This window comes from Micromonospora sp. CV4 (assembly GCF_003667455.1).
Lineage (GTDB): Bacteria > Actinomycetota > Actinomycetes > Mycobacteriales > Micromonosporaceae > Micromonospora.
Genome location: NZ_RCVI01000240.1, coordinates 16790 through 35169, shown reverse-complemented (window position 1 = coordinate 35169; position 18380 = coordinate 16790). Strand labels below are relative to the sequence as shown.

Genomic DNA, 18380 nt, shown 5'->3' with positions numbered 1-18380 from the left:
CGCCCGGCCACCTGAGTCCGACTCCGGGCAGTCCCGGCCTTATCGAGGGAAGGAATCCATTGAGCGACACCACCGACGTGACGTCGGATGTTTCCAACGTCGCTGGCGATGCCACCACCGCCGCTCCCGCCCGTCGTCGGCGCAGCGGCACCGGTCTGTCGGCGATGCTGCTGCCAGAGCTGCAGAGCCTGGCTGCGTCGCTCGGCATCTCCGGCACGGCTCGCATGCGTAAGGGCGAGCTGATCGCCGCGATCTCCGAGCGGCAGGGCGGCAACGCCGCCGGTACCCCTCGACCGCGGGCCGAGGTCGCGGCCGCGGCCGCTCCGACGCGCGAGGAGGTGCGGGAGACCGTGGACCGTCCGGCGACGGAGGGACGCACCGACCAGGCGCCGGCCGAGCCGGCCGCCGAGACCGAGGGCCGGGGTCGTACCCGGCGGAGCCGGACCGCCACGGCGGAGGCGCGCGCCACTGAGGCGCGTACCGACGAGGCGGAGGCCGGCGAGCGGACCGACCGGAGCGAGAACCGCCGGGACCGGGCCGAGCGTCCGGAGCGCACCGAGCGTGCCGAGCGGTCGGAGCGTGCCGACCGGGGCGAGCGTGCCGAGCGCACTGACCGCGCCGAGCGTGCGGACCGGGGCGAGCGCACTGACCGCACCGAGCGTGCCGACCGGGGCGAGCGTGCCGAGCGCACCGACCGGGGCGAGCGTGCCGAGCGCACCGAGCGTGCGGAGCGGGGCGAGCGTGCCGAGCGGGGTGACCGTGTCGAGCGGGGCGAGCGCAACGACCGTGGCGAGCGTGCCGAGCGGGGCGAGCGCAACGATCGGTCGGAGCGTTCCGACCGTGGCGAGCGTGCCGAGCGCAACGAGCGTGGTGACCGCAACGACCGGGGCGACCGCAACGACCGCAACGACCGTGGCCAGCGCGCCGAGCGGGACAACGACGACGATGACGGCGAGGGCGGCGGTCGGCGTGGCCGGCGCAGCCGCTTCCGGGACCGCCGGCGCGGCCGCGGCGAGCGCTCCGAGACCGGTGGCGACGCCGGTGGGCGCGAGCCGCAGGTCGGCGAGGACGACGTGCTCGTCCCGGTGGCCGGCATCATCGACGTGCTCGACAACTACGCCTTCGTGCGGACGACCGGCTACCTGGCCGGCCCGAACGACGTGTACGTCTCGATGTCCCAGATCAAGAAGTACGGCCTGCGCCGCGGTGACGCGATCACCGGTGCGGTGCGTGCGGCCCGTGAGGGCGGCAACAGCGGCGATCAGCGGCGGGACAAGTACAACCCGCTGATGCGGCTGGACACGATCAACGGCATGGAGCCGGAGGAGGCGCGGCGGCGGCCGGAGTTCTACAAGCTCACGCCGCTCTACCCGCAGGAGCGCCTGCGGCTGGAGACCGAGCCGCACATCCTGACGACCCGGGTCATCGACCTGGTCATGCCGATCGGCAAGGGCCAGCGCGCGCTCATCCAGTCGCCGCCGAAGGCCGGTAAGACGATGGTGCTCCAGGCGATCGCGAACGCGATCACCCGGAACAACCCGGAGTGCCACCTGATGGTGGTGCTGGTGGACGAGCGGCCTGAAGAGGTCACCGACATGCAGCGGTCGATCAAGGGCGAGGTCATCGCGGCCACGTTCGACCGTCCGCCGCAGGACCACACCACGGTGGCCGAGCTGGCGATCGAGCGGGCGAAGCGCCTGGTCGAGCTGGGGCACGACGTGGTCGTGCTGCTGGACTCGGTGACCCGGCTCGGTCGGTCGTACAACCTGGCGGCGCCGGCCAGCGGCCGGATCATGTCGGGTGGTATCGACTCCACCGCCCTCTACCCGCCGAAGCGCTTCCTCGGCGCGGCTCGCAACATCGAGAACGGCGGCTCGCTGACCATCATCGCCACCGCGCTGGTGGAGACCGGGTCCATGGCGGACACGGTCATCTTCGAGGAGTTCAAGGGCACCGGCAACGCGGAGCTGAAGCTGGACCGGAAGATCGCCGACAAGCGGACCTTCCCGGCCATCGACATCAACCCGTCCGGCACCCGTAAGGAAGAGGTCCTGCTCGCGCCCGAAGAGCTGGCCATCATCCACAAGCTCCGGAAGGTGCTGCACTCGCTGGACTCGCAGGCCGCGATGGATCTGCTGCTGGACCGCCTCAAGCAGTCCCGCACCAACATCGAGTTCCTGATGCAGATCGCGAAGTCGACGCCGGGGGAGTAACCACCCTCGGTTGACCAACGGAGGGGCACGGCCACCGCGGCCGTGCCCCTTCGTCATGGCCATCGCCCCCTTTGCTCTGCTTGGTTGAAGTTTTCCTTCGGTTCGGTCGGTGCACCTTGAAACTTCTATTCGCGATCCGGTTGACTGTCGTCCATGCGTACCCGCAGACGATCCGCCCGCCGCACCGGCGTCCTGCTGCTGACGCCGCTGCTCATCCTGGTCGGTCCGGTGCCGGCGACAGCCGCCGCGCCGGCAGCCGCCCCCGTGGCCCCGTCCACCGTCGCCGAGGACGCGCCGCCCGCGTCGTCCCGGTCGGCCGGCTCGGTCAGTCTGGCCGCCGACCCGGCCACCGCGACCGCCGCGACCGCCGCCGCCGACGGCCTGGAGCCGGCCGGCGGCCTGGAGACCACGAAGGCCACCCGGCCGGTCGCGCCGGGCGTGCGACTCACCTCCTTCGACCGGTACGACGCCGAGGGCTGGCTGCGTGCCGACGCGCTCACCACCGACCTCGGCGGCGGGGCGACGGTCGACTACGTCAACTCCGGAGCCGTCAGCCGGGCCGAGCCGCTGCGGGGGGCGGTGGACCGCTCGCGCGCCGTCGCCGCGGTCAACGGCGACTTCTTCGACATCAACAACTCCGGCGCCGCCCAGGGCGTCGGCATCCGTGACGGCGAGCTGATCCAGTCGGCGGTCAGCGGTCACCGCAACGCGGTGGCGGTCACCGCGGACGGCCTCGGACGAGTCATCGAGGTGAACTTCGACGGCACGGCCACCCTGCCCACCGGGCCGGTGCCGTTGACGCAGTTCAACAACATCGTGCAGGCCGACGGCATCGGCGCGTTCACCGAGCTCTGGGGGACGTACCCGCGCGAGCGGGCGGTCTCGGGCTCGGCCCGGGTCGTCGAGGTCGTCGTGACCGGTGGCCGCGTGGCCGCGGTGGCCGGCGCGGCCGGCAGCGGCCCGATCGTCGCCGGCAGCACCGTTCTGCTCGGCCGCGACGCCGGGGCGGACGCCCTGGCCGGGCTCCGCCCGGGTGACCCGGTGACGGTGGCCTGGCAGCCGAAGCCGTCCGACGGCAGCACCCTGCACGCGGCGGTCGGCGGTGGCAACGTCCTGGTCCGCGACGGGGTCGTGCAGAGCATCGCCGACCCGACGCTGGCGCCGCGCACGGCGGTCGGCTTCACCGCCGACGGTCGTAAAATGATCATGTTGACCGTGGATGGTCGGCAGGTCGACAGTCGCGGCGTCACCCAGACCGAGATGGGCCGGATGATGGCCGAACTGGGCGCCCACCACGCGCTCAACCTGGACGGTGGTGGCTCGTCCACCCTGCTGGCCCGAGAGCCCGGCGCGCCGGCCGTGCAGGTCGAGAACGCGCCCTCGGACGGCAGCGAGCGGGCCGTGCCGAACGGCCTGGCCATCTACGCGCCGAAGGGCAGCGGCCGGCTCACCGGCTACTGGGTGGAGACCGCCAGCGACCCCACCGCCGCCCCCGGCATCTCACCGGTGCGCGGCGGCCGCCCCGACCGCGTCTTCCCCGGCCTCACCCGCACCCTCACCGCGGCCGGCTACGACGAGACGTACGGCCCGGCGGCCGGCGCACCGACCTGGCGCGTGACTCCGGCGGCACAGGGCCGGGTCGACCGCGACGGGGTGTTCCACGCCCGCGTGCCGGGGGCCAGCACGGTCACCGCGGCGCGCGGCCGGGCAACCGGCTCGCTGGGCCTCACGGTGCTCGGGCCGCTGGCCCGTATCGACTCCACAGTGGAACGGGTTGGGCTGACCGGCCGGGACGGCAACGCCCTCGTCGGTGTGGTCGGCTACGACGCCGAGGGCAACACCGCACCGATCGAGCCGGCCGACCTGACCCTCGACTACGACCGGGACCTGCTGCGGATCACCCCCACCGACGACGGCAACCTCGCCGTCACCGCGCTGCGCGAGACCGGCTCCGGACTGGTCACCGTCCACGTCGGACGCCACACCACCGTCCTGCCGGTCACCGTCGGACTGACCGACGTTCCGGTGGCCGGCTTCGACGACGCCGCGTCCTGGCGGTTCAGCCAGGCCCGGGCCAGCGGCTCGGTCGCGCCCGCGCCGGGCCACACCGGCACGGGCCTGCGGATGTCGTACGACTTCAGCCAGTCCACCGGCACCCGGGCCGCGTACGCGGACCCGCCGGCCTGGATCGAGGTGCCCGGTCAGCCGCAGGCGTTCGGCATGTGGATCCACGGCAACGGCACCGGGGAGTGGCCCAGTCTGCACCTGCACGACGCCCAGGACACCCAGCACGTGCTGCGCGGTCCGCTGATCACCTGGACCGGCTGGCGGTACGTGGAGTTCGCGGTGCCGGCGGGGGTGCAGTACCCGGTGCGTGTCCGCCGGTTCTACGTGGCCGAGACCAACGCCGCCGCGCAGTACACCAGCGAGGTCATCATCGACGACCTGGTGGCGAAGGTGCCGCCCACGGTCGACGTGCCGCCGGTGGCGCCGCGTACCGATCGGGTCGTGGTCCGCGACGGCACCGTGGACGGCGCACCCTGGCGGTTCGCGGTGCTGTCCGACGCCCAGTTCGTCGCCGCCGACCCGGACAGCGACCTGGTCGCCCAGGCCCGGCGGACGCTGCGCGAGGTCAAGGCGGCCCGGCCGGACTTCCTGCTGATCAACGGGGACCTCGTGGACACCGCGTACCCGGCCGACTTCGCGCTGGCGAAGCGGATCCTCGACGAGGAACTGGGCGACGCGCTGCCCTGGTACTACGTGCCCGGCAACCACGAGATCATGGGCGCCCCGATCAGCAACTTCCAGGCCGTGTTCGGCGCGACCTCGCGGGTGTTCGACCACGCCGGCACCAGGTTCGTCACGCTGAACTCGTCCACCGGGACGCTGCGCGGCGGAGGCTTCGACCAGGTGCGGATGCTGCGCGAGACGCTGGACGCGGCGGCCGCCGACCGGCGGGTCGGGTCGGTGGTCGTCCTGCACCATCACCCGCCGCGCGACCCCAGCCCGGCACAGGCCAGCCAGCTCGGTGACCGCAAGGAGGCGGCGCTGCTGGAGCAGTGGCTGGCCGACTTCCAGCACCGCACCGGCAAGGGCGCGCTGTTCGTGGGCGGGCACGTCGGCACGTTCCACGCCGACCGGGTCGACGGGGTGCCGTACGTCATCAACGGCAACTCGGGCAAGACGCCGTCCACCCCGGCGGACCAGGGCGGCTTCACCGGCTGGACGGAGTTCGGCGTGGACCCGGTCACCCGGGCCGAGGCCGAACGTGCCCGGCGCGACCCGCTCGCCGAGGGGCCGCGCTGGGTGGACGCGGAGTTCCACGCGCACGTGGACCAGCTCGCGGTGAACGCCCCGCCCAGCGTCGCGGTCGGCGTCCCGGCGTCGGTCACCGCCACGCTGACCCAGCCGGGTGGGCGTACCGTCCCGGTGGCCGCCCCGGTCAGCGCGGACTGGTCCGCCTCGCCGGGGGTGCACATCGGCGCCGCGACCGGAGTCCGCCCGTGGCACACCGCCCGCTTCGACCCGGCCACCGGCACCCTGACCGCGCTGCGCCCCGGCGTGCCCGTCCGCCTGACCGTCACCGTCAACAACCTTCGCGCCGAAGCCACCGTCAAGCTGACGGCCCGCTGAGGGCTGGGAAGGGCCCCTTCCTGTCGCCTCCCGCGCAGGAAGGGGCCCGCCTTTCAGAAGTCGCCGTCGGCCACCTGGAAGACGGTGAGGCCGAGGGCCCGCCACATCTGGACCACCTGGGCGCGGTCGTCGAACACACCGACCACCCGGTAGCGGTCCCGGATCTCCCGCTCGTAGATCTCCCGCTTGACGACGGAGTCCTTGCGGGAGTCGCCCACCGCGCGTAGGTGCAGGCCGAGGTAGGGCACCCGGACGTGTCGGGCCAGCCACGTCTCGGTGGCCGCCCGCGCCGAGGCGTCCCGCCCGGAGCAGAAGACCACCCCGTACCCGGCGGCGTGCATGGCCCGGACCGCCGCGATCACCGCCGGGTTCGGCTGGTCCTCGCCCACCCTGGTCATGTCGTACGGGCTGCGCGAGACGGCCAGCGCGACGGTGCCGTCGATGTCCACCAGGACGATCTCCGGTGGTTCGGTCGACGGCGGGCGCACGGTGGCGGGTCGTCCGGTGCGGGCCTGTGGCACCGGCAGCGGCAGCGTCCGCCCCTCCAGGTAGCGCTCGTGCAGCCGGCGGATCACGTCCGCGCCGACCCGGTCGGCCTCCGGGCGGGCGGCGTCGCGGCGCAGGCACTCGGCCAGTGGCACGTCGGTGAAGTCGTGCACCTCGAACTCGGCGCCGTACCGGGCGGCCAGGTCGGCCCAGTCCCGCAGGGTTCGCGAGCGCAGGTTGGTGTCGTCCACGCAGACGTCCGCCCGGGTCCGCAGCAGCGCCTCGACCTGCGCCCGCTGGACGGTGGTCACCTGCGCCTCGGCCCACTGGGTGAAGAGCCGCTCGCCGTGCAGCATCCGGCGCAGGTCGTCACGGTTGACCCGGACCACGGACGGCTGGAGGGTCCGGGCGAAGGTCGTCTTGCCGGACGCCGGCAGGCCCCGGGTGGCGATCAGGCGGGTCATCGGCTCCCCTCCGGCTGGGCGGGCGTACCCCCGGCGGGGCACTCGGCGGCGTCCCGCCGGGTGGGTGAATGCCCGGCCGGACGCCGGGAATGCGGACGGGGAGGCACGTGTTGACGATGCCGGACGAGGTGTGCGGCCCGATTACCGGGTCGGCTCAGGCCCATGGCACACTGGTCAATCGGCCACCGGTTCCGGTTCACGCCCGAGCCCGTCGCGCACGGCGCGACGGGCGGTGACGGCGACCCGGCGACCACCAACGAGAGGACCGAGGCGAGATGAAGGCAAACATCCACCCGGAGTACGTGACCACCGAGGTCAGCTGCTCCTGTGGCAACACGTTCACGACCCGCAGCACCGCCAAGGGCGGGGCGATCCACGTCGAGACCTGCAGCGCCTGCCACCCGTTCTACACCGGTAAGCAGCGCGTTCTCGACACCGCCGGCCGGGTCGCGAAGTTCCAGCAGAAGTACGCCAAGGTTCAGGCCAAGAAGGCCAAGTAGTTCCTCGTTCGGCGCCCGCGTCCGGTTTTCCGCCGGACGCGGGCGCCGTCCGCATTCCGCCCTGTTTTCCCGCCCGGCGACCGGCACCTCGGTCCGGCCCGGCCGGCGCCGCACCCTCGAAGGAGCATCCGCAGCATGAGCAGCGAGCGTCTGGCCGGCCTCCTCGACGAGTACGCGGAGCTGGAGAAGCGGCTGGCCGATCCGGCCATCCACGCCGACCAGGCGACCGCGCGGCGGGTCGGCCGCCGGTACGCCGAGCTGGTGCCGCTGCACAAGGCTGCCGGCGAGCTGGAGCAGGCGCGTGCCGACCTAGCGGCTGCCCGTGAGCTGGCTGCCGAGGATCCCTCCTTCGCCGCCGAGACCGAGGCGATCGCGGCGTCCCTGCCGGTCCTGGAGGAGCGGCTCGCCGAGCTGCTCATCCCGCGTGACCCGCACGACGCCAAGGACGTGATCGTCGAGATCAAGGCCGGTGAGGGCGGCGAGGAGTCGGCGCTGTTCGCCGGCGACCTGCTGCGGATGTACAGCCGGTACGCCGAGCGCCACGGCTGGATCACCGAGGTGATCGACGCGCAGGACTCCGACCTGGGCGGCGTCAAGGACGTCTCGCTGTCGATCAAGACCAAGGGCGTCCCGGAGGGCGGCAACGGCGTCTGGTCGCGGCTCAAGTGGGAGGGCGGCGTGCACCGGGTGCAGCGCGTCCCGGTCACCGAGTCGCAGGGTCGGATCCACACCAGCGCCGCCGGGGTGCTGGTGCTGCCGGAGGCCGAGGACGTCGACGTCACCATCGACCAGAACGACCTGCGTATCGACGTGTTCCGCTCGTCCGGCCCGGGCGGCCAGTCGGTGAACACCACCGACTCGGCGGTGCGGATCACCCACCTGCCGACCGGCATCGTCGTCTCCTGCCAGAACGAGAAGTCCCAGTTGCAGAACCGGGAGCAGGCGATGCGGATCCTGCGGGCCCGGTTGCTCGCCGCCGCCCAGGAGCAGGCCGACGCCGCCGCATCGGACGCCCGGAAGGCGCAGGTGCGTACGGTGGACCGCTCGGAGCGGATCCGCACCTACAACTTCCCGCAGAACCGGATCACCGACCACCGGATCGGCTACACCGCGTACAACCTGGATCTGGCTCTGGCCGGCGAGCTGGACGGGGTGCTGGACGCCCTGACCGAGGCCGACCGCGCCGCCCGGCTGGCCGGCGACACCGAGCTGACCCGCCGCTGACCGCAGCGCAGCAACTGACGCAGCGCCGCCCTTGACCGCAGCGCCGCCCTTGACCGCAGCGCCGCCGTTGACCGCAGCGCCGGCACTCGGCGCGCGGCGCCGGCGGGCGGCGCCGACCCGTGTTCGGGCGGTCAGCTCGCGCGCGGGCGGCTCTTGGCTCGCAGCATCTCCCGGTCGGCCTCCTCGAAGGCGACGCTGAGCGCGTCGCGCAGCCCACTCCCGCCGGAGACCTCGGCGAAGCCGATGCTCACCCCGACCGGGGTTCCCGGCACCAGCGACTCCCAGTCCTCGGCGCGGACCGCGGCTTCGATCCGGCGGGCCACCTCGGTGGCCTCGGTCATGCCGGTGTCCGGAAGCACCACCACAAACTCGTCACCGCCGTAGCGGGCAACGAAGTCGCCGCGCCGCATCACCCGGTTGATCACCCCGGCGATGCGTTGCAGCACCAGGTCACCGGAGTGGTGCCCGTGCCGGGTGTTGACCGCCTTGAAGCCGTCCAGATCGCAGACGCCGATCACCACCCGCTCGCCGCGGGTGACCACGGCGGTGATGTACCGCTCCAGCCGCCGCCGGTTGGGCAGCCCGGTGAGCGGGTCGGTCAGCGCCTCTCCCTCGAACCGCGCCGCCTCGCGGCGCATCTCCTCGTGGTCGATCCGGGCGGCGATGCCGTCGATGTAGACGTCGCGCAGCCGGTCGTTGCGCTGCGCGGCGAGCCGGAACGCCAGCCGGTCGGCCCGGTGCGCCGCCACGTGGTCGCCGGCCCGGGCCAGCGCGATGCTGCGCAGGCGGGCCGGCTCGGCCGCGCCGAGCGTCTCGGTGGACACCCGGATGGAGTCCAGGCGGGTGACCGCCTCGATCGGCCGCCCGGCGGCGACGGCCAGGCAGACCTGGCCGAGTTGACGCATGTCACGCGCGCGGGCGCTGTCCCCGCCGTGGCTGAGCAGCCGGGACGGATCGCCCTCTCCGCCGGACTCCACCCGGTCGCCGAGCGCCGCCTGCCGGGCGGTCGCGTAGCCGTACGCGGCGAGGCTGCTGGGACGCAGCCGGCCGGCCCGCCCGGCATGCATGAACCGGGCCAGGTCGGCGGCGACGTCCCGGAGCACACGCAGGCAGCCGTCGCTGTCGCCGTTGTGGTCCAGCGCGACGGCGTTGCGCAGCCGGATGCCCGGCGCGGCGAACGTCTCCTCCGGGATCCCGGCGGTCAGCCCCAGCTGCCGGGCGCGTTCGATCGCCCCGAGGGCGTACCCGTGGAAGCTGAGGTAGCTGTACGCCATGGCGAGGTCGTGCCAGCCCCAGGCGGTGTCCCGGTCCGGGTCCTCCACGGCGCCGAGCGCCCGGGCAGCCTTCACCAGGTGGGTGACGCAGCGGTCCAGTGCGCCCTGGTGGTGCGCGGCGAGCGCGGCGAGCGCGTTGAGGTGCCCGTGCAGGTAGGGCTCGGCGAGGTCGCGGACCGCCGCCGAGGCCTCCTCGATGGCCCGGGTGAACTCCGCCGTGCGACCGAGATTGATCAGCGCGGAGAGTCGCTGCACCATGGCGTCCGCTCGCGCCGCCGGGTCCGTCGTGGTGCGGATCACCCGCTCCAGCAGGGCGTACGACTCTGCGGAACGACTGGCCTCCTGCAACGCCCGGGCGTGCGTGAGGGCGTCAACCTGGTCATCGACCCGGTCGAGCCAGCCCACTCGCGACCTCCCGTCGTGTGCGCCTCGACGCACCGGTTCGTGGCGTCGCCCGCGACGCTTCATGATTATGACGTGACCACTCTGCCGCAACACCCCCCCGAAGGGACAGGGCGGCTCCGTCCGTCCGCCGCGGTGGCCCGGGCGGCCCGGCTGCTCGCCGACGCCGGGGTGGGCCCGGCCCGGGTGGAGGCCGAGTTGCTGGCGGCGTACGTGCTGGGGGTGCCCCGGGGTCGACTGGCGCTCGCCGACGACCTGACCGACGACCACCTGGCCCGGCTCGACGAGCTGGTGCGCCGCCGTGCCGCCCGGGAGCCGTTGCAGCACCTGACCGGTCGGGCCGGCTTCCGACACCTGGAGCTGGCGGTCGGTCCGGGCGTCTTCGTGCCCCGCCCGGAGACGGAGCTGCTGGCCGGCTGGGGCCTCGATGAGGGCTGCCGCCGGACCGATCCGTTGGTGGTGGACCTGTGCAGCGGGTCCGGCGCGATCGCGCTGGCGGTCGCTCAGGAGCTGCCGGGCGCGCGGGTGGTGGCGGTGGAGCGGTCGCCGGCCGCGTTGGCCTGGCTGCGCCGCAACGCGGCGGAGCGCGCGGAGGCGGGGGACCGCCCGATCGAGGTGGTCGAGGCCGACGTCACCGCGCCGGACCTGCTGGCCGAACTCGTCGGCCGGGTGGACGTGCTGCTCTGCAACCCGCCGTACGTGCCGGTCGAGGTGGTGGTGCCGCCGGAGGTGGCCGGGCACGACCCGGCGGAGGCGGTCTTCGGCGGCGCGGACGGTCTGGCGGTGATCCGGCCGGTGATCACCCGGGCGGCGGCGCTGCTGCGGCCCGGCGGCGTGCTCGGGGTGGAGCACGACGACACGCACGGCTCGGCGGTGCCGGGGCTGCTGGCCGCGGACGGCCGATTCACCGCGATCACGGAGCATCCGGACCTCACCGGCCGCCCTCGCTACGCCACCGCGTCCCGACGGGCGGACGGCCAGCACGCCCCGAGCGGGACGGCGTGGCAGACTGACTCCTCGTGATGCTCTACGACTGCCGGTCGCCCGCCGATCGGGACCGCGGCATCGCTGCGGCCATCGAGGCGGTCAAGAACGGCGAGCTGGTCGTCCTGCCGACGGACACTGTTTACGGCATCGGCGCGGACGCGTTCACCCCGTACGCGGTCAAGGCGCTGCTGGACGCGAAGGGCCGGGGGCGGCAGATGCCGCCGCCGGTGCTGATCGGCTCGCGGCAGACCCTGGACGGGTTGGTCTTCTCGCTGCCCAGTGCCGCCCGGGACCTGGTGGAGGCGTTCTGGCCGGGTGCCTTGACGATCGTGGTCGAGCACTCGCCGAGCCTCCAGTGGGACCTGGGCGACAAGTCGGGCACGGTGGCGGTGCGGATGCCGCTGCACCCGGTGGCGCTGGAGGTGCTGCGGGAGACCGGCCCGATGGCGGTCTCCTCGGCCAACAAGACCGGCCAGCCCGCCGCGGTCACCGCCGAGGAGGCGCGCGACCAGCTCAGCTACTCCGTGCGGGCATACCTGGAGGCCGGGCCCTGCCCGGATCCGGTGCCCAGCACGATCGTGGACCTGACCGGCGAGGTGCCGCAGCTGCTGCGGGCCGGCGCGATTCCGCTGGAGAAGCTGCGCGACGTGGTGCCGGATCTCGTCGACGACCGGGGAGTCTGAGTGCCCCCGTTCACCGTGCTGCACGTCTGCATGGGCAACATCTGCCGCTCGCCGATGGCCGAGCGGCTGCTCGCCCTGGCCGTGCGGGAGCGGTTGGCCCGGCGTGAGCAGGACCCGGCCCGGGCCGAGGAACTGCTGCACAGCCACAGCGCCGGCACGGGCGGCTGGCACGCCGGCGAGGAGATGAACCCGCCGGCGGCCCGGCAGGTCATCGGCCGGGGCGGGGATGTCGAGGGGTTCGCCGCGCGCAAGCTGCGTTCGGAGCACATCGACGCCGCCGACCTGGTCCTGACCGCGACGGCGGATCAGCAGGAGTACGTGGTGGCGCTGCGTCCGGACGCGGCGGCCCGCACGTTCGTGCTGGGTGAGTTCGGCCGCCTGCTGGCCGGGGTGGATGCCGCCGCGCTGCCGCCGGCCGAGGCGACCCCGGAGGCGGTGTACGCCCGGGGCGTGGCCCTGGTGGCGGCGGCCCACGACGCCCGGTTGGGCGCCGCGCTGCTGCCGAGCGACGATCTCGACGATCCGTGGGGTCGCGGCGACCAGTGCTTCAGCCGGGTCGCCGACGAGATCGAGGAGACGGTCCACCCGCTGGCCGCCGCGCTGCTGCCCTGAGCGGCGTGCGAGTTTCCTCCGGGTTTGGGGAAAACCCGGGGCGAAAGGGGCGTTCCGGGTCATTCTGAACGGGTCCTAGCGTGACCGGCTCCTGCGGGGAGAGCTGATGATCCGGGCCCATCTCGACAAACTGCTGACCGTGGTGATCGCCGGCGTGCTCGCCGGGTTGGTGCTGGCGGCGGCCGCCCTGCCGGTGGCCCTGGTCTTCGGGATCGGCTTCAGCGCCCTGTCCACGCCCTACTCGGAACTGCCGAACACGCTGCGCACGCCGCCCACCGCCCAGCGTTCCAACCTGTACGCCAACGACGGCACCACCCTGATCACCTCCTTCTACCAGGAGGACCGGGTGGACGTGCCGCTGCACGAGGTCGCGCCGGTGATGCGCCAGGCCATCGTGGCCGCCGAGGACGTCCGGTTCTTCCAGCACAGCGGGGTGGACCTGCGGGGTGTGGTGCGCGCGTTCACCGTGAACAAGCGCGACGGTCAGACCCGGCAGGGCGCCTCCACGCTGACCATGCAGTACGTCCGCAACGTGCTCAGCAGCGATCCCCGGCTGACCGAGAGCCAGCGCAGGGCGGCCACCGACGTCACCACCGCTCGCAAGATCCAGGAGATGCGGTACGCGCTGGCGCTGGAGCGGGAGCTGAGCAAGGACGAGATCCTCACCCGCTACCTCAACATCGCCTACTTCGGGGCCGGGGCGTACGGCATCGCGGCGGCCAGCAAGCGCTACTTCTCCCGGGCCCCCGCCGATCTGACCCTGGCGCAGGCCGCGTTGCTGGCCGGGCTGGTCCAGTCGCCGGACAGCGACGACCCGATCAACGGCGACGCCGACAGCGCGCTGCGCCGGCGGGCGTACGTGCTGGAGCAGATGGTGGAGTCGAGCCAGGTGTCGGCGGACGCGGCGGCGGCGGCGCGGGCCGAGCCGTTGGACCTGCGCCCCAGCGAGACCCCGAACGACTGCACGGCCGTGCCGGACGGGCACAACGACTGGGGCTTCTTCTGCGACTGGTTCACCCGGTGGTGGAGCAACCAGCCGGCGTTCGGGTCGACCGCCGACGAGCGGCAGCGCACGCTGCGCCGGGGCGGGTTCTCCATCGTCTCCTCGCTCGACCCGGCCGTGCAGCGGGCCACCATCGAGCAGGTGCTGCGGATCTACAAGCCGACCGACGCCCGGGCGGTGCCGACCGCGGTGGTGCAGCCCGGCACCGGTCGGGTGCTGGCGATGGCGGTGAACCGCAGCTACAGCGTGGCGGACAACCCGGCCGGGCAGAAGAACCACCCGAACACGGTGAACCAGCTGGTCGCCGGCGGCGGGGCGATCGACGGGTACCAGGGCGGGTCGACGTTCAAGCTCTTCACCATGCTGGCCGCGCTGGAGTCCGGCATGCCGCTGTCGACCGAGTTCACCGCGCCGACCCGGCTGCTCACGAAGTTCCCGGTGACCGGTGCGGCGAGCTGTGACGGTCGCTGGTGCCCGGCGAACGCCAGCCCGTCGTCGATGGACGGCCCGCGCACCATGTGGACCGCGTTCGGGCGTTCGGTGAACACGTACTTCGCCTGGCTCACCGAGCGGGTCGGCGCCGACCGGGTGGTGGAGATGGCCGAGCGGCTCGGCATCGTGCTGCGCGCCGACTCCGACGCCCGGCTGGCCCGGTACGGGGCGAAGAACTGGGGCCCGTTCACCCTGGGCGTGGCCGCGACGACCCCGCTCGACCTGGCCACGGCGTACGCCACGGTGGCCGCCGAGGGGACCTGGTGCGCCCCGCTGCCGGTGGTCTCGATCACCGACTCGGCGGGCCACCCGGTCGACGCCGCCAAGCCGGACTGCCGGCAGGCGCTCGACACCGATGTGGCCCGGGCGGCCGCCGACGCGGCCCGTTGCCCGGTCGGCGACCAGTCGATGTACGGGCGTTGCGACGGCGCCACCGCACGCGACCTGCGGGCCAAGCTCGGCCGCCCGGTGGCCGGCAAGACCGGCAGCTCGGAGCGGTACGAGGCGGAGACGGTGGTGGCGTTCACCCCGCAGCTCGCGGTGGCCTCGATGGCGGCGAACCCGGACGACCCACGCGACGCGGTGGGTCAGGCGGTGCAGGGCGCGATGGTGGACGCGGTCGGCGCGGTGCTCGCCTCCGCCCTGCGCGACCAGCCGGTCCAGGACTTCGTCCCGCCCAGCGAACGGGTCGCCTTCGAGGTCACCGGCGCGCGTACGGGCAACTGAGCCCGCGTTCCGGCCGGCCCCGGCGGGCTCAGTCGGTGCGCGCGGCCGGGTGGTCGGGGGCCTGTTCGGCGCCGCGGGCGATGTTGCGGGCCATCCCGCCGAAGACGACGGCGTGGAACGGGGCCACCGACCCCCAGTAGGCGTGCCCGGCCAGCCCGCGCGGCAGGAAGACCGCGCGTTGCAGGTAGCGGCTGCGTCCGTTGTCGGCGGGGAGCACCCGCATCTCCAGCCAGGCTCGGCCGGGCAGCCGCATCTCGGCGCGCAGCCGCAGCAACTCGCCCGGGACGATCTCCTCCACCCGCCAGAAGTCCAGGGCCTCACCGACCTGGAGGCGGTGCGGGTCGCGCCGGCCCCGGCGCAGCCCGACCCCGCCGATCAGCCGGTCCATCCAGCCGCGAATCGACCAGGCGAGCGGAAACGAGTACCAGCCGTGCTCGCCGCCGACGCCCTCGACGACCCGCCAGAGCTTCGCCGGCGGCGCGTCCACCGTCCGTTCCCGTACGTCGGTGTAGGCGGTGCCGCCGGACCAGTCCGGGTCGGTGGGCAGCGGCTCGGCCGGTGCGTCCGGGCCACTCGCGGTCGACCAGCGCGTCTCCACCTGGGCGTCGCGCACCCTGGCCAGCGCCAGCGCCACCGCCTCGTCGAAGCCGGTCAGCCCGCCCGGCGGGTCGGGCACGTACCGGGCGATGTCGTGTTCGTGCGCGATCGCCTCGTGGACCAGGCTCTCCACCAGCGGGCGGGCGATGGCGTTCGGCACCGGCGTGACCAGACCGACCCAGTGCGAGGAGAGCGACGGGGTGAGCGGGCGGACCGGCACGATGATCCGCCGGCGCAGGCCGGCCACCCGGGCGTAGCGCTGCATCATGTCGCGGAAGCTGAGCACGTCCGGCCCGCCGATGTCGAAGCCGCGGTTGACCTCCGGCGGCAGCGCGGTGCAGCCGGCCAGGTAGCGCAGCACGTCACGGACCGCGATCGGCTGGATCCGGTTGCGGACCCAGCGCGGGGTGACCATGACGGGCAGTCGCTCGGTCAGGTAGCGCAGCATCTCGAACGAGGCCGAGCCGGAACCGATGATCACCGCGGCCCGGAGCACCGCCGTGGGCACGCCGCTGGCCAGCAGGATCCGGCCCACCTCGGCCCGGGACCGCAGGTGCGGGGAGGGGACCTCCTCGTCGGCCGCCGGCTCCGGGCCGCCCAGGTAGACGATCCGGCGTACGCCGGCCTCCCGGGCCGCCGCCGCGAAGTTGGTCGCCGCCGCCCGGTCGGCGGCCTCGAAGTCGGGCCGGCCCAGCGAGTGCACCAGGAAGTAGGCGACGTCCACGTCGCTGAACGCGGCGGGCAGCGTCTCCGGTCGGCTCAGGTCGCCCTCGACGATCTCGGCGGCCGACGACCAGGGCACGTCGCGCAGCCGCACGGCCTTGCGGGCCAGGCAGCGCACGGTGTGCCCCTCGTTGAGCAGCGATGGCACCAGCCGCCCGCCGATGTATCCCGTGGCTCCGGTGACGAGGCATCTCACGGCTTCCAGTGTGCGGCCCCCTAGACTCGTTCGCTGTGGACACCGAGACGAGCACCTTCTGGGGGCCGGATTTCGCCCAGCTCAGGGCCACCGACCCGGAGATCGCCGGGGTGGTCCTCGGCGAGCTGGACCGGTTGCGCGGCGGCCTTCAGCTGATCGCGAGCGAGAACCTGACCTCGCCGGCGGTGCTGGCCGCGCTCGGTTCGACCCTGACCAACAAGTACGCCGAGGGCTACCCGGGCCGGCGCTACTACGGCGGCTGCGCCGAGGTGGACCGGGCCGAGGAGATCGGCATCGCCCGGGCGAAGGAGCTCTTCGCCGCCGAGCACGCCAACCTCCAGCCGCACTCCGGGGCCAGCGCGAACCTGGCCGCGTACGCCGCGCTGGTGCAGCCGGGGGACACGGTGCTCGCGATGGACCTGCCGCACGGCGGGCACCTGACCCACGGCAGCCGGGTGAACTTCTCCGGCAAGTGGTTCGCCACCGTGGGATACACCGTCCGGCCGGACACCGAGCTGATCGACTACGACGAGGTGCGGGATCTGGCCCGGGCACACCGGCCCAAGATGATCATCTGCGGCGCCACCGCGTACCCCCGGTTGATCGACTTCGCCGCGTTCCGGGAGATCGCCGACGAGGTCGGCGCGTACCTGATGGTGGACGCGGCGCACTTCATCGGCCTGGTGGCCGGCCGGGCGATCCCGTCCCCGGTGCCGTACGCCGACGTCGTCTGCGCCACCACCCACAAGGTGCTGCGCGGCCCGCGCGGCGGCATGATCCTCTGCCGCGAGTCGCTGGCGCAGCGGATCGACAAGGCGGTCTTCCCGTTCACCCAGGGCGGTCCGCTGATGCACGCGGTCGCGGCCAAGGCGGTCGCGCTGCGCGAGGCCGCCCAGCCCGAATTCCAGACGTACGCCAGCCAGGTGGTCAGCAACGCCCAGGCGCTCGCCGCCGGGCTGGCCGCCGAGGGCATGCGCCCGGTGTCCGGGGGCACCGACACCCACCTCGCCCTGATCGACCTGCGCGAGCTGGAGGTGACCGGCACCGAGGCCGAGGCACGCTGCGACGCCGCGTCGATCACTCTGAACAAGAACGCGATCCCGTACGACCCGCGTCCGCCGATGGTGGCCTCCGGCATCCGGGTGGGCACGCCCAGCGTCACCACGCAGGGCATGCGGGAGGGGGAGCTGCGGCAGGTGGCCGCCCTGATCGCGCGGGCGGTACGCGCCGATTCCGGCGCCCCGGGCGGCGCCGACGAGCTGACCCGGGTCGGTGCCGAGGTGGCCGAGCTGGTCGCCGCGTTCCCGGCGTACCCCCGTGGCTGAGCCCACGATCGCCGACGCCGGCACCGACCGGCGCTGGCGGCTGCGACACCTGCCGGTGCTCCTGGTGGCGTCGGTGGCGCTCGCCGCGGTCGCCGCGGTGGTCGGTGGTGCGACCGGCGGCGTGACGGCCGCGTTCGGCGCGGCGGCCGGGGTCGGCGTCACGGTGCTCAGCTACACCCTCACCACTGTGGTGCTGGCCTGGGCCGACAAGATCAACCCGCAGCTGCTGCTGCCCCTCGGGCTGGGCCTGTACGCGCTGAAGTTCACCCTGCTGGGTGTGGTGATGGTGGCGGTGGCGTCGACCGGCTGGCCCGGTCTGGTCCCGCTCTGCCTCGGCATCGTCGCCGGGGTGGCGGTGTGGACGGCGGTGCACATCTGGTGGCTGACCACGGTGCACGCCCGCCGGGCCTGACCTGGCGATCATCCCATCCTGCGGACGCGTAACAACCTGTCGCCCATCGGTCATTCTCCCACGGGCGGAAGGGGAGTAGCGTGCCCACAGACGACGCGGCCCCCGAGATGCCCACACAACGACGGTTGTGCGGGGGGTGAGGCACAGCCTCGTCTTCCCGGCTGATATCGTTCGCCCCGTCATGGCTGGTGACCAAACCCCCCGTCCCGCCGGTGAACCGGACGACCTTCCGTCCGGCGCCGGTCAGGGTTGGACCGCGCTCAGCTACCTCATCGGAGGCATGCTCGTGTGGGGTTTCATCGGCTGGCTGGTTGACCAGTGGCTCGACACCGGCGGCGTCGCCACCGGGATCGGCGTCGTGCTCGGCATGGCCGGGGGGATCATCCTGGTCGTCCGCCGGCTCGGCACGCCTACTTAGGAAGGGACGC

Annotated in this window: 14 protein-coding genes; 11 read left to right on the top strand and 3 right to left on the bottom strand. The window is 73.6% G+C overall.

Translation table 11 applies throughout. The annotated features are described in order from the left end of the window. The first annotated feature begins 59 nt into the window (after positions 1-59). On the top strand, positions 60-2213 hold the full coding sequence (gene rho, locus EAD98_RS11895; protein ID WP_121654109.1) for a transcription termination factor Rho: 2154 nt from the start codon (positions 60-62) through the stop codon (positions 2211-2213). Between the two features lie 153 nt (positions 2214-2366). Next, a complete protein-coding gene (locus EAD98_RS11890) occupies positions 2367-5846 on the top strand; it encodes a phosphodiester glycosidase family protein (protein ID WP_121654108.1) in 3480 nt (1159 codons plus the stop codon). A 53-nt stretch (positions 5847-5899) separates the two neighbouring features. On the opposite strand, the gene EAD98_RS11885 is transcribed toward EAD98_RS11890, so the two are convergent. Next, complete coding sequence (locus EAD98_RS11885) at positions 5900-6796, bottom strand: AAA family ATPase (protein WP_121654107.1); 897 nt, start codon at positions 6794-6796, stop codon at positions 5900-5902. Positions 6797-7071: 275 nt separating this feature from the next. On the opposite strand from EAD98_RS11885, the gene rpmE reads away from it, so the two are divergent. Then, positions 7072-7296: a 50S ribosomal protein L31 gene (rpmE, locus tag EAD98_RS11880; protein ID WP_007464546.1), complete on the top strand. Its 225-nt coding sequence runs from the start codon at positions 7072-7074 to the stop codon at positions 7294-7296. A gap of 135 nt (positions 7297-7431) precedes the next feature. After that, positions 7432-8520, top strand: coding sequence for a peptide chain release factor 1 (prfA, locus tag EAD98_RS11875; protein WP_121654106.1), 1089 nt, complete (start codon positions 7432-7434; stop codon positions 8518-8520). Positions 8521-8651: 131 nt separating this feature from the next. Here the strand turns inward: prfA and EAD98_RS11870 are convergent, their stop codons facing one another. Beyond that, complete coding sequence (locus EAD98_RS11870) at positions 8652-10199, bottom strand: diguanylate cyclase (RefSeq protein WP_121654105.1); 1548 nt, start codon at positions 10197-10199, stop codon at positions 8652-8654. Positions 10200-10271: 72 nt separating this feature from the next. Between EAD98_RS11870 and prmC the strand changes: the two genes are divergently transcribed. The 4 genes from prmC to EAD98_RS11850 all read left to right on the top strand — a co-directional run bounded on the left by prmC (position 10272) and on the right by EAD98_RS11850 (position 14699). Then, the gene (gene prmC, locus EAD98_RS11865) at positions 10272-11219 is read left to right on the top strand and encodes a peptide chain release factor N(5)-glutamine methyltransferase (protein ID WP_121654104.1); all 948 of its coding nucleotides are present in this window, start codon (positions 10272-10274) and stop codon (positions 11217-11219) included. Beyond that, positions 11219-11866 (top strand): L-threonylcarbamoyladenylate synthase, encoded by a 648-nt coding sequence (locus tag EAD98_RS11860; protein WP_121654121.1) that lies wholly within the window; start codon positions 11219-11221, stop codon positions 11864-11866. The genes prmC and EAD98_RS11860 overlap by 1 nt, the downstream gene beginning before the upstream one ends. Next, positions 11867-12478, top strand: coding sequence for a phosphotyrosine protein phosphatase (locus EAD98_RS11855; RefSeq protein ID WP_121654103.1), 612 nt, complete (start codon positions 11867-11869; stop codon positions 12476-12478). A 106-nt stretch (positions 12479-12584) separates the two neighbouring features. Beyond that, positions 12585-14699, top strand: coding sequence for a transglycosylase domain-containing protein (locus tag EAD98_RS11850; protein WP_121654102.1), 2115 nt, complete (start codon positions 12585-12587; stop codon positions 14697-14699). A gap of 28 nt (positions 14700-14727) precedes the next feature. On the opposite strand, the gene EAD98_RS11845 is transcribed toward EAD98_RS11850, so the two are convergent. Next, on the bottom strand, positions 14728-16215 hold the full coding sequence (locus tag EAD98_RS11845) for an SDR family oxidoreductase (RefSeq protein ID WP_121654101.1): 1488 nt from the start codon (positions 16213-16215) through the stop codon (positions 14728-14730). Positions 16216-16250: 35 nt separating this feature from the next. On the opposite strand from EAD98_RS11845, the gene glyA reads away from it, so the two are divergent. From glyA to EAD98_RS11830, 3 genes are all read left to right on the top strand, one after another. Next, positions 16251-17540 (top strand): serine hydroxymethyltransferase, encoded by a 1290-nt coding sequence (gene glyA, locus EAD98_RS11840; protein ID WP_199723376.1) that lies wholly within the window; start codon positions 16251-16253, stop codon positions 17538-17540. Beyond that, complete coding sequence (locus tag EAD98_RS11835; RefSeq protein WP_121654099.1) at positions 17533-17952, top strand: hypothetical protein; 420 nt, start codon at positions 17533-17535, stop codon at positions 17950-17952. The genes glyA and EAD98_RS11835 overlap by 8 nt, the downstream gene beginning before the upstream one ends. Positions 17953-18133: 181 nt before the next feature. Continuing rightward, positions 18134-18370 (top strand): AtpZ/AtpI family protein, encoded by a 237-nt coding sequence (locus EAD98_RS11830; RefSeq protein ID WP_121654120.1) that lies wholly within the window; start codon positions 18134-18136, stop codon positions 18368-18370. Positions 18371-18380: the final 10 nt, after the last annotated feature.

Bases quoted from the DNA above. Each gene is read 5' to 3' on its own strand.
- EAD98_RS11890 (WP_121654108.1), top strand. From the start codon at position 2,367: ATGCGTACCCGCAGACGATCCGCCCGCCGCACCGGCGTCCTGCTGCTG.
- EAD98_RS11885 (WP_121654107.1), bottom strand. From the start codon at position 6,796: ATGACCCGCCTGATCGCCACCCGGGGCCTGCCGGCGTCCGGCAAGACG.
- rpmE (WP_007464546.1), top strand. From the start codon at position 7,072: ATGAAGGCAAACATCCACCCGGAGTACGTGACCACCGAGGTCAGCTGC.
- prfA (WP_121654106.1), top strand. From the start codon at position 7,432: ATGAGCAGCGAGCGTCTGGCCGGCCTCCTCGACGAGTACGCGGAGCTG.
- EAD98_RS11860 (WP_121654121.1), top strand. From the start codon at position 11,219: ATGCTCTACGACTGCCGGTCGCCCGCCGATCGGGACCGCGGCATCGCT.
- EAD98_RS11850 (WP_121654102.1), top strand. From the start codon at position 12,585: ATGATCCGGGCCCATCTCGACAAACTGCTGACCGTGGTGATCGCCGGC.
- EAD98_RS11830 (WP_121654120.1), top strand. From the start codon at position 18,134: ATGGCTGGTGACCAAACCCCCCGTCCCGCCGGTGAACCGGACGACCTT.